Source organism: Bartonella sp. AP331QHHD (genome assembly GCF_042195905.1).
Taxonomy (GTDB): Bacteria; Pseudomonadota; Alphaproteobacteria; order Rhizobiales; family Rhizobiaceae; genus Bartonella.
Genome location: NZ_JBHIPG010000034.1, coordinates 103,381 through 116,061 on the forward strand (window position 1 = coordinate 103,381; position 12,681 = coordinate 116,061).

The 12,681-nt window shown below is 35.7% G+C and carries 10 protein-coding genes and 1 pseudogene; 5 read left to right on the forward strand and 6 right to left on the reverse strand.

What is annotated here, in order from left to right; genetic code table 11:
- Positions 1-383 precede the first annotated feature (383 nt).
- From ACFIMS_RS04695 to ilvC, 3 genes are all read left to right on the forward strand, one after another.
- Positions 384-1,505, forward strand: coding sequence for an ATP-dependent RecD-like DNA helicase (locus ACFIMS_RS04695; RefSeq protein ID WP_375613392.1), 1,122 nt, complete (start codon positions 384-386; stop codon positions 1,503-1,505).
- Positions 1,506-1,591: 86 nt separating this feature from the next.
- Positions 1,592-2,326: a pyridoxine 5'-phosphate synthase gene (locus ACFIMS_RS04700; protein ID WP_375613393.1), complete on the forward strand. Its 735-nt coding sequence runs from the start codon at positions 1,592-1,594 to the stop codon at positions 2,324-2,326.
- Between the two features lie 1,068 nt (positions 2,327-3,394).
- Complete coding sequence (gene ilvC / locus ACFIMS_RS04705; protein WP_375675592.1) at positions 3,395-4,414, forward strand: ketol-acid reductoisomerase; 1,020 nt, start codon at positions 3,395-3,397, stop codon at positions 4,412-4,414.
- A gap of 113 nt (positions 4,415-4,527) precedes the next feature.
- Here ilvC and ACFIMS_RS04710 read toward each other — a convergent pair whose 3' ends face one another.
- The 6 genes and pseudogenes from ACFIMS_RS04710 to ACFIMS_RS04735 form a co-directional block, all read right to left on the reverse strand.
- On the reverse strand, positions 4,528-5,919 hold the full coding sequence (locus ACFIMS_RS04710; RefSeq protein WP_375612029.1) for an amino acid permease: 1,392 nt from the start codon (positions 5,917-5,919) through the stop codon (positions 4,528-4,530).
- A 1,013-nt stretch (positions 5,920-6,932) separates the two neighbouring features.
- The gene (locus ACFIMS_RS04715; RefSeq protein ID WP_375613396.1) at positions 6,933-8,333 is read right to left on the reverse strand and encodes an amino acid permease; all 1,401 of its coding nucleotides are present in this window, start codon (positions 8,331-8,333) and stop codon (positions 6,933-6,935) included.
- Positions 8,334-9,064: 731 nt separating this feature from the next.
- Positions 9,065-9,556, reverse strand: coding sequence for a LysE family translocator (locus ACFIMS_RS04720; RefSeq protein ID WP_375681926.1), 492 nt, complete (start codon positions 9,554-9,556; stop codon positions 9,065-9,067).
- 150 nt (positions 9,557-9,706) lie between these two features.
- A complete protein-coding gene (locus tag ACFIMS_RS04725) occupies positions 9,707-10,315 on the reverse strand; it encodes a fumarylacetoacetate hydrolase family protein (protein ID WP_375681925.1) in 609 nt (202 codons plus the stop codon).
- A 518-nt stretch (positions 10,316-10,833) separates the two neighbouring features.
- Positions 10,834-11,382: pseudogene (locus tag ACFIMS_RS04730) on the reverse strand (phage terminase large subunit family protein); the annotation flags it as partial.
- The gene (locus tag ACFIMS_RS04735) at positions 11,375-11,956 is read right to left on the reverse strand and encodes a hypothetical protein (protein WP_375681924.1); all 582 of its coding nucleotides are present in this window, start codon (positions 11,954-11,956) and stop codon (positions 11,375-11,377) included. The gene ACFIMS_RS04735 and the pseudogene ACFIMS_RS04730, both read right to left, overlap by 8 nt.
- 94 nt (positions 11,957-12,050) lie before the next feature.
- On the opposite strand from ACFIMS_RS04735, the gene ACFIMS_RS04740 reads away from it, so the two are divergent.
- Both ACFIMS_RS04740 and ACFIMS_RS04745 read left to right on the forward strand, forming a co-directional pair.
- Positions 12,051-12,332: a type II toxin-antitoxin system RelE/ParE family toxin gene (locus tag ACFIMS_RS04740; RefSeq protein WP_375681923.1), complete on the forward strand. Its 282-nt coding sequence runs from the start codon at positions 12,051-12,053 to the stop codon at positions 12,330-12,332.
- A gap of 16 nt (positions 12,333-12,348) precedes the next feature.
- On the forward strand, positions 12,349-12,645 hold the full coding sequence (locus ACFIMS_RS04745) for a HigA family addiction module antitoxin (RefSeq protein ID WP_375628884.1): 297 nt from the start codon (positions 12,349-12,351) through the stop codon (positions 12,643-12,645).
- The last annotated feature ends 36 nt before the right edge of the window (positions 12,646-12,681 follow it).

Sequence of the window (12,681 nt, forward strand, 5' to 3'; positions counted from 1 at the left end):
TATTTTTATCCTGTTAAGGACATTTTTTCTAGTGAGGGTTTTGCAATTGCAATGCTCTTTTTCTCATTCTAAATTTTGGTTAGAAAAAGCGTATATAGGTGTTATTTTAAATTTAAGATATGCATCTTCCATTGTTGGTGTTACTGTTGTAAAAAATGATATTTTATTTGATACGCATAAGGTGTTACCAAGAAGATCGATGTATAGATAAAATTTAGATTGTTTACAATATCTTGAAAAAACAATGGGTAAATAATTGATAATTGTGCTACGAAAGTTGTTAGATGGGCGTGTGTCAGCAATTCTTAATAAAAAGGTTTTTCTTGATAGTCGGTTTTTTTCAAAATACTGCTCTTTTTATGCAAATCTTATGTTGGTAAGCTATGCAGTTTTCGCCGGAACAGGATAATGCATTGAAGGCTGTTGCCGCGTGGTTGAAGGAAGGGCGTTTTCCTCTTTTTCGCCTTTTTGGCTATGCGGGGACGGGTAAGACGACGCTTGCACGCTATTTTGCAGAGACAGTTGATGGTTCTGTTCAATTTGCTGCTTTTACAGGGAAGGCGGCGCAGGTTTTGCGTTCTAAAGGTGCAAGCAATGCTTGTACGATTCATTCGCTGATTTATTGTCCGCGTGGAGAAGAGGAAGTTTCCGATGAAATAACAGGAAAAAAGTCTATTGCTCCAACATTTATGTTAAATCGAAGAAGTGCTGCTGCACAAGCTAAACTCATTATTGTTGATGAGTGCTCGATGGTAGATGAAAAATTGGCCCGTGATTTAATGAGTTTTCGAACGCCAATTCTTGTTCTTGGTGATCCAGGTCAATTGCCTCCTATATCAGGTGGAGGCTTTTTTTCTAATGGAGAACCAGATTTTCTTCTTTCAGAAATTCATCGGCAAGCGCGAGATAATCCGATTATACGTCTTGCTATGGATGTACGTGAAGGACGCGATATTGCTTATGGTGACTATGGAGAAGCGCGCGTTGTGACACGTAAAGAGGTCAATCAACAATTGGTTTTGGATGCTGATCAGGTCTTGGTAGGGGTTAATCGTACACGCCACCTTTATAATCAGCGTTTGCGTGTGTTAAAGGGATTTACAGCAGATTATCCACAAGCGGGAGATAAGCTGGTGTGTTTGCGAAATGATCCGATTAAAGGTTTGTTGAATGGCTCTTTATGGAAGGTGATGACTTCACAGAAGGAGACCGTTAAACCAAGTATTAATCTTCTTGTGAAACCAGAAGAAAGTGAGCGTGGGGTAGCAAAGATTAAACTTTTAAAAGCAGCGTTTGAAAACCCTGATCAAGAAATTTCATGGCAATTAAAAAAGCGATATGATGATTTTGATTATGGGTATGCATTAACGGTTCATAAGGCGCAAGGTTCTCAATGGAATAATGTCGTTTTGTTTGATGAAAGTTTTGCATTTCGTGATATGTATGCGCGCTGGCTTTATACGGGAATTACCCGCGCAGCAGAACGTTTAACGATTGTTCGATAGAAAAAAGATGTGTATATCATCTAAGTTTCAGATGGAAAATGCCTTTTTTCTATCTTGTTACACACTATAAAAAAATGGAAATGGGCATGGCGGTAAAACTTTCGGTTAATCTTAATGCTGTTGCTGTTTTGCGTAATCGACGTAATCTTCCGTGGCCAAGTATAACGAATATTGGGCATATAGCGCTTGCTGCTGGAGCAGCAGGTTTGACGGTTCATCCGCGCCCTGATGAAAGGCATATTCGTTTTGCGGATTTACCAGATATATACTGTTTAATAAAGAACACTTTTCCTACTGCTGAGTTTAATATTGAAGGTTATCCCAGTGATCAATTTTTGGATATCGCTAAAAACTATGCGGATCAGATTACCCTTGTTCCTGATGATCCAGATCAGTCAACGTCTGATCATGGTTGGAATTTTGCTCATGATGCAGAATTTTTAGCACCTATTATTCAGAATTTAAAAAACAGAAAGATTCGTGTATCCCTTTTTGCTAATCCTACTGTCGATGGTCTTGATATTGCTAAAGCAATGGGCGCTGATCGTGTGGAATTTTACACGGGACCTTACGGTGGTGCATTTCAGGATAAAACAAAACAAGATCAAGAGCTCAATAAACTTGTTTTAGCAGCAAGAAGAGCAAAAGAATTGCAGTTAGGTATAAACGCAGGGCATGATCTGACACTTATGAATCTTCCTGCTCTTGTCAAAAATATTCCTTGGCTTGATGAAGTTTCTATTGGCCATGGGCTCATTGCTGATGCATTAGAGTATGGAATACATGAGACTGTTCAGCGTTTTATCCGGTTATTATCGTAATCTTTTTCTCTCTATAAAAATTGGAAAAGAAATTTTTATAGAGGTTTGCCAATTTATCTTAAAAAACAATTTTATATATGTTTGAGATAAATAGCACTATTATCGTGCATTATAAATATTCTATTGTTCCTCTATTTATTGGTTGCTTTCTATCTTTTGTTTTTGAGTGCATGCGATGTTTTTTATTTGTACTATCCATTATGAGGAAGTTTTAAAATCTTCTTATTATAATTTCTTTGAATGGAGAAGAAGTAGGGTTTTGAAAGTATTTCCCTTATAAAGGAGTGCGTAGGATTTTAATGGATTAATACACAAATTTTCTTGATATTGGAGCTCATTTTTGGGTTATCTGTAAATAGTATAACGTAAAATCTCCTTATGAATAAGCTTAATGCAATAGGAGCTGTTAAATAGAATGATGATATCGACTTGTAGCTTTATGAAGTAAAGAGAGTGATGTGCAATAAATCTTACACTATTATAGGGAATTTTTGAAAAGGGCTTGAGCATATTAAAATTTTTTTATAAGGCGCCATAAATGGATAACATAATAGCCGTATGGGGGCTTCTTCGTGTGAGAGGCGTGGGTATTAAAAGAACGTAAAAAGTAAAAACATCCTCTCTATTATTCTAAAGATATTGTTGTATATGCTTTTGAAGGTTGTATTAAAACAATACTTGTTATTTTGTAATTTTTCTTGCTATCCGTATTGATTTGGTTCATGTTAAAAATTGTGTGTTGTATCTTAATTTTTAGAATATAGCGTTTTGTTGCACGATAAAAGAGTAGAATATTAGCTAAATTTTCTTTAGAAATCTTATTTTGTGTAATTATTGTTTTTGTAGAATAGCAGTTGAAGTTTATTTGGGGATCCGTATATGTTTTAGGAATGTTTGGGGACTACAGTTTTTTCTATGCAATATGTAAACTTTAAAATTATTCAATTGCTGTGTTCTTATAAGCGGTGTTTTTTGTCTTTATAAGTGTGTGATGCACTGTAGATAATGTTTCTTATTGAATAAAAGTAATCTGAAATCCAGTTTAAATAGAGAAAGAAGGAATTTTTTATGCGTGTTTATTATGATCGTGATGCGGATGTTAATCTCATTAAAGGGAAAAAAGTAGCCATTGTTGGTTATGGTTCTCAAGGGCGTGCGCACGCTTTAAACTTGAAAGATTCTGGTGTTAAAAATGTGCAAATAGCTTTGCGTTCAGGGTCGGAAACAGTAAAAAAAGCCATGGCTGATGGTTTTGAAGTGGTGAGTGTTGCTGAAGCAGCAAAATGGGCAGATCTCATCATGATGGCAACACCAGATGAATTGCAAGCTGATATTTATAAGGAACATATTCATGATCATTTACACGATGGGGCAGCGATTGCTTTTGCGCATGGTTTGAGCATTCATTTTGGCTTGATTGAACCTAAAAAAAACGTTGATATTGTGATGATTGCTCCTAAAGGTCCAGGGCATACAGTTCGTCATGAATACCAACGGGGTTGTGGTGTTCCTTGCTTAATAGCGGTGGCGCAAGATGCTTCAGGGCATGCTCATAATTTAGCATTATCTTATGCATGTGGTCTTGGTGGTGGACGTGCTGGGGTGATTGAAACAACTTTTAAAGAAGAGTGCGAAACTGATCTTTTTGGTGAACAAGCGGTTCTCTGTGGAGGTCTTGTTGAATTGATTCGAGCTGGTTATGAAACATTAACACAAGCAGGTTATGCACCAGAAATGGCTTATTTTGAGTGTTTACATGAGGTTAAACTGATTGTTGATCTCATGTATGAAGGGGGCATTGCAAATATGAATTATTCGATTTCTAATACAGCTGAATGGGGTGAATATATGTCTGGTCCACGTGTGATTACGGATGAAACCAGAGCAGAAATGAAACGTATATTGAAAGATATTCAAACGGGTAAATTTACATCGAATTGGATTCAAGAATATAAAGCTGGTGCTGCTCATTTTAAAAGTATGCGGCGTTTAAATGATAATCATCCTATTGAAGAAGTTGGTAAAAAACTTCGTTCTATGATGCCTTGGATAAAATCGAATGCTTTGGTTGATAAAGAGCGTAATTGAAGCTTCTTCAGAGATATTTTGTCAATAGCTTTTATAATTTTATAGATAAATATCAAAAAAGGGTAACTTTAGTTACCCTTTTTTATATGTTTTTGAAACATAAGCTTTATTTTTTAATTTTTTGCATAATTCTTTTTCCCAAAAAGAAAGTATACAATTCCTAAAAATATGAACCACGCTGGAGTGTATTTTAAAGCTATGGCAGTGTCAGCTTCTAATGACAATAAATAGATAATGAATGCAAAGAAAACAAGAAGCGCCCAACACATAACAACACCTCCTGGCATTTTATAAGGAGAGACAGTATGCTGGAGAGGACGATTGCGGCGATAGACGATATAGCTGATCAAAATGATAGACCATACAAATATAAACAAAGTTGCGGCAATTGTCGTAACAATTGTAAAAGCAGCTATGAGTGTTTGAGATAACGATACAACGGCATAACCAAATAAGATGCATATACATGAAAAGAATAATGCGTTGGCTGGAACGTGGTTACGAGAAAGTTTTCCTAAAAATTTAGGAGCACCTTTTTGTGTTGCTAGCCCATATATCATACGGCTGGTAGAAAAAATTCCACTATTTGCTGAAGATGCGGCAGCTGTGAGGACAACAAAGTTCATCAAACCTGCAGCAGTTGGGATACCAATAAGTGCATACATTGTTACAAATGGGCTTTTTTCTGGACTGATTTGATCCCACGGCGTCACAGACATAATCACAAGAAGAGAGAATATATAAAAGAATACAATGCGGATTGGTATTGAATTAACAGCCTGTGGTAAAGCTTTTTGAGGCTCTTTTACTTCAGCAGCAGCTGTTCCAGCGAGTTCAATGCCAACAAAAGCAAAAATAACAATTTGAAATCCAGCAAAAAAGCCTGTAATTCCTCGCGGAAAAATATTCCCACCGTTCCATATATGGCTAAGAGAAGCAACTGTACCGTTTGGAGAGACAAAACCGGTAAAGATCATATAAAATCCTACAACGATTAGGACTAGAATTGCTACGATTTTGATAAAACCAAACCAAAACTCAAGTTCGCCAAATAGTTTTACGGCGACGAGGTTAAGAATTAAAAAGGACATAAGACCAATTATAACAGGAATCCACGGATTGAGTTCAGGCCACCAAAAATGTGTATAAGTGACAATAGCAATAATTTCAGCAGTTCCAGTGACAATCCAACACAACCAATATGTCCAGCCGATAAAGAATCCGGCACATGGCCCTAGAAGATCGGTTGAGAAGTCAATAAAAGATCGGTATTGTGTATTAGAAAGCAATAACTCTCCCATAGCACGCATGACAAAGTATAGAGCACAACCAATAATTGCATAAACGAGTAGAATTGAGGGGCCTGCTACACTGATTGTTTTTCCTGATCCCATGAAGAGACCTGTTCCAATCGCTCCACCAAGGGCTATAAGTTGTATGTGTCGGTTATGTAGTCCACGTTGCAATTTCTTCTTAGGTTTTTTTTCTAAATTTTGTTTGTTCATTTTTGGGGAGTTCTCCTTAGTTATTTTTAAATAAAAATTACCCTAAAAAAGGTAATTCCTTCTATCGGAACACGCTATGGTTAAGGAGTAAAGGAATTTTTTTCTATGACTATATGTGAATAAAGCAAAAACATTATTAATTAATGGAATAATTATTTTATATATAAGAAAAAAAAGATAAATTGTATTATATTTTTTTGATTTTTTATGTTTTATACATAAGTAATATATATAATATATAATATAATTTATATTATATATTATTATTATATGTATATAAATAATAATTTATATTTATGTATATTTGTTTATAGTAATTTTTATATAAATATCTTTATATTTAAAATTATTTATTTATAGATATTGTTATCTATATAAAAATATAAATAAAATTGTAAATTTATTAAATATAAAACTTTGTATATAAATAAAATAAGTTTAAATGGTTAAACTATTATTTAAAACATTAAAAAATATATTTAAAATTTACACTTAAGTATTAATATTTAAAATTTATTACAAATAGAAAAATATTTTCATAGAATCTTTTTTTATTGCAGATAGCTATTAAGATATATTCTGTTTAGAGCTATATTTTTAATTTTGATAAAAAATTGAATATAAATTTTTTGGGGGGGAAAGTTTTAGATAAATCTCATGTTTTATTAGTAAACAATGTCAGTGAAGTTTATAGAGAATTTTTTACAGAATAGCTCGTTTCTTATCCTATTGTGCAGTAAAATACTGTTGTGTAGAGTAGTGATATAAAGCATATAACATTTTACGCATTAAGTATTTTTAGAATGGGTGGTGAGTGTTCAGGGCAGGGCTAGCCCATAGAGCCTTATGTAGGTGAACCATATAAATGATCAGCAGCATTCCCCCTTAATAAGCCGGATTGTTTACAAACCGGTGCCGGTAGGAATCGTCGTTTTTTGATGTTTGGAGAGGAGGTTAAGTAGAAAAAGGGTAACTAAAATTACCCTTTTTTGAGATGTTTTTATGTATAGACTTTATTTGTTACCTTGAGTTATTTTTTTCTTTACAAACATAAAATACATTATACCTAAGAAAACAAACCAGAATATACTATATTTTAAGGCTAGTAGAGTATCAGCTTCTAATGTCAACAAATAGAGCATGAAAACAAAGAAAACTAAAATTATCCCACACATGATAACACCTCCTGGCATTTTATAAATGGATTCAGCGTGTAGATGAGGGCGATTGCGACGATACACAATATAGCTAATCAAAATTACAGACCATACGAATAAAAATGCAATAGCTGAAATGCTTGTCACAATTGTAAAAGCACTTATGAGGCTTGGAGAGAGTGAGGCAATTGTATACCCTATTAAAATACATAAACAGGAAAAGAATAGAGCATTGGCTGGAACATGGTATCTGGAAAGTTTACCTAAAATTGGAGGGGCACCTTTTTGTGTTGCAAGTCCATATATCATACGGCTGGTAGAAAAAATACCACTATTTGCTGAAGAGGCAGCTGAGGTAATAACGACAAAGTTTACCAAGCCGGCAGCTATCGGAATGCCTGCAAGCCAAAACATCGAGACAAAGGGGCTTTTATCTGGAACAATTTGATCCCAAGGTGTGACAGACATAATTACAGCGAGAGAAAAAATGTAAAAGAGTACAATACGGATCGGTATTGCATTAATTGCTTTGGGGAGAACTTTTTTAGGTTCTTTTACTTCAGCAGCGGTTGTTCCAGCAATTTCTATACCAACAAAAGAAAAAATGGCAATTTGAAATCCAGCAAAAAAACCTGTCATTCCTCGCGGAAAGATATTGCCATCGTTCCATACGTGATTGAGAGAAGCAACCGTACCATTGGGAGAGGTAAAGCCCGTAACGATCATATAAAATCCCACAACAATTAATGCTAAAATTGCGACGACTTTGATAAGACCAAACCAGAATTCAAGTTCACCGAATAGTTTCACGGCAAAGAGGTTAAAGATTAAAAAGACACTAATGCAGGTAAAAACGGTAAACCATGGATTGAGTGTTGGCCACCAAAAGTTCATATAAGTGATGATGGCAATAATGTCAGCAGCTCCAGTTACAACCCAGCTCAACCAATAGCTCCAGCCAACAAAGAAAGCGATTCCCGGTCCTAGCATATCGGTTGAAAAATCAATAAGAGATCGGTATTGTGAATTAGAAAGCAACAATTCTCCCATAGCACGCATGACAAAGTATAGAGCAAAACCGATAATAGCATAAACGAGTATGATGGAAGGACCTGCTACACTAATTGTTTTTCCTGCCCCCATGAAGAGACCTGTTCCAATAGCACCACCAATGGCTATAAGTTGTACATGTCGGTTGTGTAGTCCACGCTGTAACTTATTCTGAGAATTATCTTTTAAATTTTGTTTGTAGCTCATTTTTTGGGGGTTCCCTTTAATTATTTTGAGATTAAATTACACTAAAAAAGCATTATTTTGTATCGAAGCATGATATAAATGAGGTGTAAAGGAAAAAAACGTTTTTTATGATTTTGTGTGGATAAAGAAAAGAATATGTTTTAGGAATATGGTTTTGAAAAAAGAGAATGTTTTCCTCTTAAATAACGTAACAGATATTTGAATGGGGAGCTTTTTATTGTTATGAATAACAAATTAATTGTTCATTAAAAGACGTGGGGCTTTTAAAATTATTTCAGAAAGTTGTCAGGAGTTTTTATAATTTTTTGAAACTTATTATTTGTAATCAGTGCATTATTTATTATTATTCATAATGGTGAGAGTTTACTTTTTGCTCAAATAGCACTCGAGAGTTCTCATCTTAGTTTAAGAAACAATTTTTAATGGAAAATTAAAATGATTTTTAAATCATTTTTTTGTTTGTATGGTGCTATCATAAATCAAAAAGTTACTTTTGTTTCATAAACGAAAAGAGGAATATCATAGCTTATTTTTTTAAAGTGATGAATAAGGATTTTGTTTAGATATTGGTAACATTTTATAAAATATTGCGAGAAACTCACATTGTTTACACAAACGTCCTTGAGAGTATGATAAAGAAATGCAACGTAATTCAGTTATATGAAGAAAAAAAGAACTGGGGATTGTATAAGCTCTGTTAGAGATTGAGCTATTCATAGTGAGAGACAGAATCAGGAAAAGATTGCTCTATTAACTTTACAATTTGTTATCAAAGATAAAACTGTTCCTGTCGCAATGTTAATCGAGCCTTTTACCCGCTGCTTTTTTAAGGCGGTACTGGCAAATGATATAAAAATGGTCATTAAAGTAAACCATGCAAAGATGTTGAAAGAATGTATTGTGACAAGTTCAAAACCTTTTTTAATGCTACCTCCAGAAGCTAAGAATTTTGGAAAAGCTGCTATGTAAAATATAGATACTTTGGGGTTTAGTATTTGTGTCAAAAAACCGTCCATATAGCTGGTTAAAAGCTTTGTTTCACTCGTAGCATGCTTTTCATTCGTTGAACTTCTTTCTTTTGAATTTAAGCTGTGTATTCCAGATTTAATTGATTTAAAGCCCATGTATAATAAATAGCTGCCACCCATGAGTTTTACTAAAAAAAACAGCGTTTTGTTGTTGAGAATGAGCGCTGATACACCTAGGTGTGGAAAATGCCCCATGCACATATGTTGCTGTACACAATCCTAAAACGTTTACAAATGCGTTCTTTCTTCCCAATCTCGTTGCATTATCGATGATAAGGGCCATATTCGGCTCCGGTGAGATGACTAAAAAAAATGAAACAATGAAAAAGGTCAGTATTTGATGATTCATTTTACTTTTAGCTCTGAAATTAATTGATTTTCGAGATACAATTCTATTCTGTCAAACTGAGAAAGTTTTCCTACACCCTGTGGAGTGCCTGTGTATATGAGATCACCACGTCTTAGCTGAATGTAGTGACTTAAAAATGAGATTATCTTCTCAAAGTTAAAGATCATATTTTTCGTATTGCCAACTTGTCTTGTTTCGCCATTCAACTTCATTGCAAAGGTTATTGGGTTGTTTATTTTTTCCTTGTTTATGAAGTCAGAGACGTATGCAGCGCCTTTAAATCCTTTCGATAAAAGCCAAGGAAGCTTTTTTTCTTTCAGTTTTGTTTGCAAATCCCGCGCTGTGAGATCAAGACCTATTGCTACGGCATCATAGCATTCTTCTGCTTCTGCCTCCATGATCATGAAAGCGTCCTTTGAGATTTTGAGCACAATTTCAGTTTCAAAATGTATTTCTTTGGAAAAATTAGGGAGATAAATTTCATTGCCTAAAACGAGTGAACTTTTTGGCTTGCTAAAGATAACAGGTTCATCTTCAACAACATTACCTAGTTCATGAACATGTTCAACATAATTGTATCCAACACAGTAGATGTCATTTATCATAGGGCGCCCTCCAAATTTTTCATTTTCTCTTTGTATAGGCAAGAGAGAACTTTGCAAACAACATTTTTTCTTATATCGCGTTGTGCGGTTTCTGAAAAAGAAGCATTATGTGGGTTGATGACTAACCATGATGACAGTTCTTCGCATTATCCTCTTTTGAAGAGTGCCCAATCTTATAGTCTTTGAGATTATTTTAATTTTGATTGCCAATTTCCTGAAATTACTTTATTACTTAAAGAGTGATTTTGCTCGTCTACGCAGCGATCAGTAGGGGTTGAAAGCCCTAAAGTTCGATCATAAATGAGCCCACTCTGTGGGTGTCTCGGAATTATGGGATATTTTTCTATGTCTAGGTGCGGTGAGCACTAAAAGCAAAAAATCTGACTCGAACTCAGTACTTTCAGGCTCTCGGAATACTAATGCGAGGGTGCTCGCGCCCAGCGGGGGACTTGAAAGTGAAAAGCAAAAAGCCACATTTTAACGACATTTCTATAGGCAAAAAATCGCTTTCAAAGAAAACTGAGAGGATAGGCATCCACCTCATCTAAAATCAGATAACGAATAGGCATGGAACGCAAACCAGCTGCACTGTTTGCTCCTGTAAGCATCAATGCCCCACCATCAAACTCTTTCGAAAACATGGTATTCCCGCTGTCACGTGCTCGTGCTGGGGCTATGCGTTCACTTAAAACTGCACTTGCCATAATCATAGGATCAAGCCGCGTCTTTGAAAGCTTTTTGGCTGTCTCAACCGTTGGCATCACATAAAGGGCAGGTCCTGGACTATAATGAATAGCATAACCGCAGAAATTTAATCCTGCCTCTGACATGCCAACTTGCGCCCCTTTCATGACAATAGTTGTTTCAATCGGTTTGTGAGAGGAAAGGTTATCCATGATTTCGCGCAAATAGGGGGTCCGCTTTGTTCTCCACAATCCAGGTTCAGCACTTGCTACGGTGCTAAGGTATCTATTCTTATCCGCCCATTGCGAAACCGTATACGGTGGGTCCGGTTGTCTTGCATTATTGGCATGGGCGAAAAATTCTTCGACTGCATTGTCATCCATTATTCGTTTCTTGCAAGTTCTCTAACTCTGGAGAATGAGGATCATGAAAAGGCACTGGAATATTAACCGCCTCAAGCAAAGCGGTTCTCATAGTGTAATCAATAGCACCAATAAGGCTGGCCGCATCACATCCAACTTGTGCAGCAATGCTTGCACCAAAACGATGAGGAAAATTCAACATAGCATCACGGTGCGCTCTTCCAAACTCACGAGCTGCCTTTTTCATTTCTTCTCGATCAACAGTGGTTTCGCGCAATCGTTCAAGTGCAATCTTTTCGCTTTCAAGGGCAACTTGCATTCGCTCCAGTTTTATCTTGTATTCATTGGCTCCATCTGTAGAGGCTTGTTTGATCTTTGTCCGCGGTTGACCATCAGGCGCTAAAAATGGAGCAGGGCACTTTGTTGGATTCTCATTCCAGATAGCTGTTGCAAGGGCTTCATTGACAGAACCATCTTCAAAAAGAGCCGCATCAAATTTACCTGTCTTTATCCGAGAAACCACCGCATTATGTGAAACACCCATCTTCTTCGCAAACGCACGAACCGATAGACCCTCACGATGCTTCTTGGTCATTTTGCACCTATTGCTAAATATTTTTCAACATTCATTCTTTTTTTAGATTAGTATCATGCTATGATATATAGAAAGAGCGAATGAAGGTGATTTGGTGATTGAATCTTTTGCGGATAAGCGTTGTAAAGATCTTTTAGAAGGTAATCCGCTTAAAGGTTTTCCAACAACTCTAGTACGTATAGCCCAAAGAAAATTGTTTATGCTCGATAAAGCAGTTGACCTCAAAGATTTGCGCAGTCCTCCAGGAAATCGTTTAGAAGCATTGAAAGAAGAGCGTAAAGGTCAATATTCTATTCGTATTAATGACCAGTTTCGTATTTGTTTTGAATGGCGTTCTAATGGCGCCTATGAAGTTGAAATCGTAGATTATCATTGATCTGTAGGAGGTCGAGATGAAAAATTATATTGCTATACATCCCGGAGAAATTTTACGGGAGGAATATTTAAAAGAATATGCTCTCTCTGCTTATGCCCTTGCAAAAGCATTAAATGTTCCACGCACGAGGATAGAACGTATTATTGCGGAAAATAGTCCAGTGACTCCAGATACAGCATTAAGATTAGCCTATTTTTTTGATACTACTGCTGAATTTTGGCTTAACATGCAAGCTGCTTATGACGTTAGTATATTACAAACTGAAAAAGCAGACGAATTTGCCAAAATCAATAAATTTGAATGTAGGGTTTAATGATCTTTCCACTCTTGAGGTTTGACGGCATAACAG

Excerpts from the sequence above, each read along its gene's own strand:
- ACFIMS_RS04695 (WP_375613392.1), top strand. The coding sequence starts at position 384 with ATGCAGTTTTCGCCGGAACAGGATAATGCATTGAAGGCTGTTGCCGCG.
- ACFIMS_RS04700 (WP_375613393.1), top strand. The coding sequence starts at position 1,592 with ATGGCGGTAAAACTTTCGGTTAATCTTAATGCTGTTGCTGTTTTGCGT.
- ilvC (WP_375675592.1), top strand. The coding sequence starts at position 3,395 with ATGCGTGTTTATTATGATCGTGATGCGGATGTTAATCTCATTAAAGGG.
- ACFIMS_RS04710 (WP_375612029.1), bottom strand. The coding sequence starts at position 5,919 with ATGAACAAACAAAATTTAGAAAAAAAACCTAAGAAGAAATTGCAACGT.
- ACFIMS_RS04715 (WP_375613396.1), bottom strand. The coding sequence starts at position 8,333 with ATGAGCTACAAACAAAATTTAAAAGATAATTCTCAGAATAAGTTACAG.
- ACFIMS_RS04720 (WP_375681926.1), bottom strand. The coding sequence starts at position 9,556 with ATGGGGCATTTTCCACACCTAGGTGTATCAGCGCTCATTCTCAACAAC.
- ACFIMS_RS04725 (WP_375681925.1), bottom strand. The coding sequence starts at position 10,315 with ATGATAAATGACATCTACTGTGTTGGATACAATTATGTTGAACATGTT.
- ACFIMS_RS04735 (WP_375681924.1), bottom strand. The coding sequence starts at position 11,956 with ATGACCAAGAAGCATCGTGAGGGTCTATCGGTTCGTGCGTTTGCGAAG.
- ACFIMS_RS04745 (WP_375628884.1), top strand. The coding sequence starts at position 12,349 with ATGAAAAATTATATTGCTATACATCCCGGAGAAATTTTACGGGAGGAA.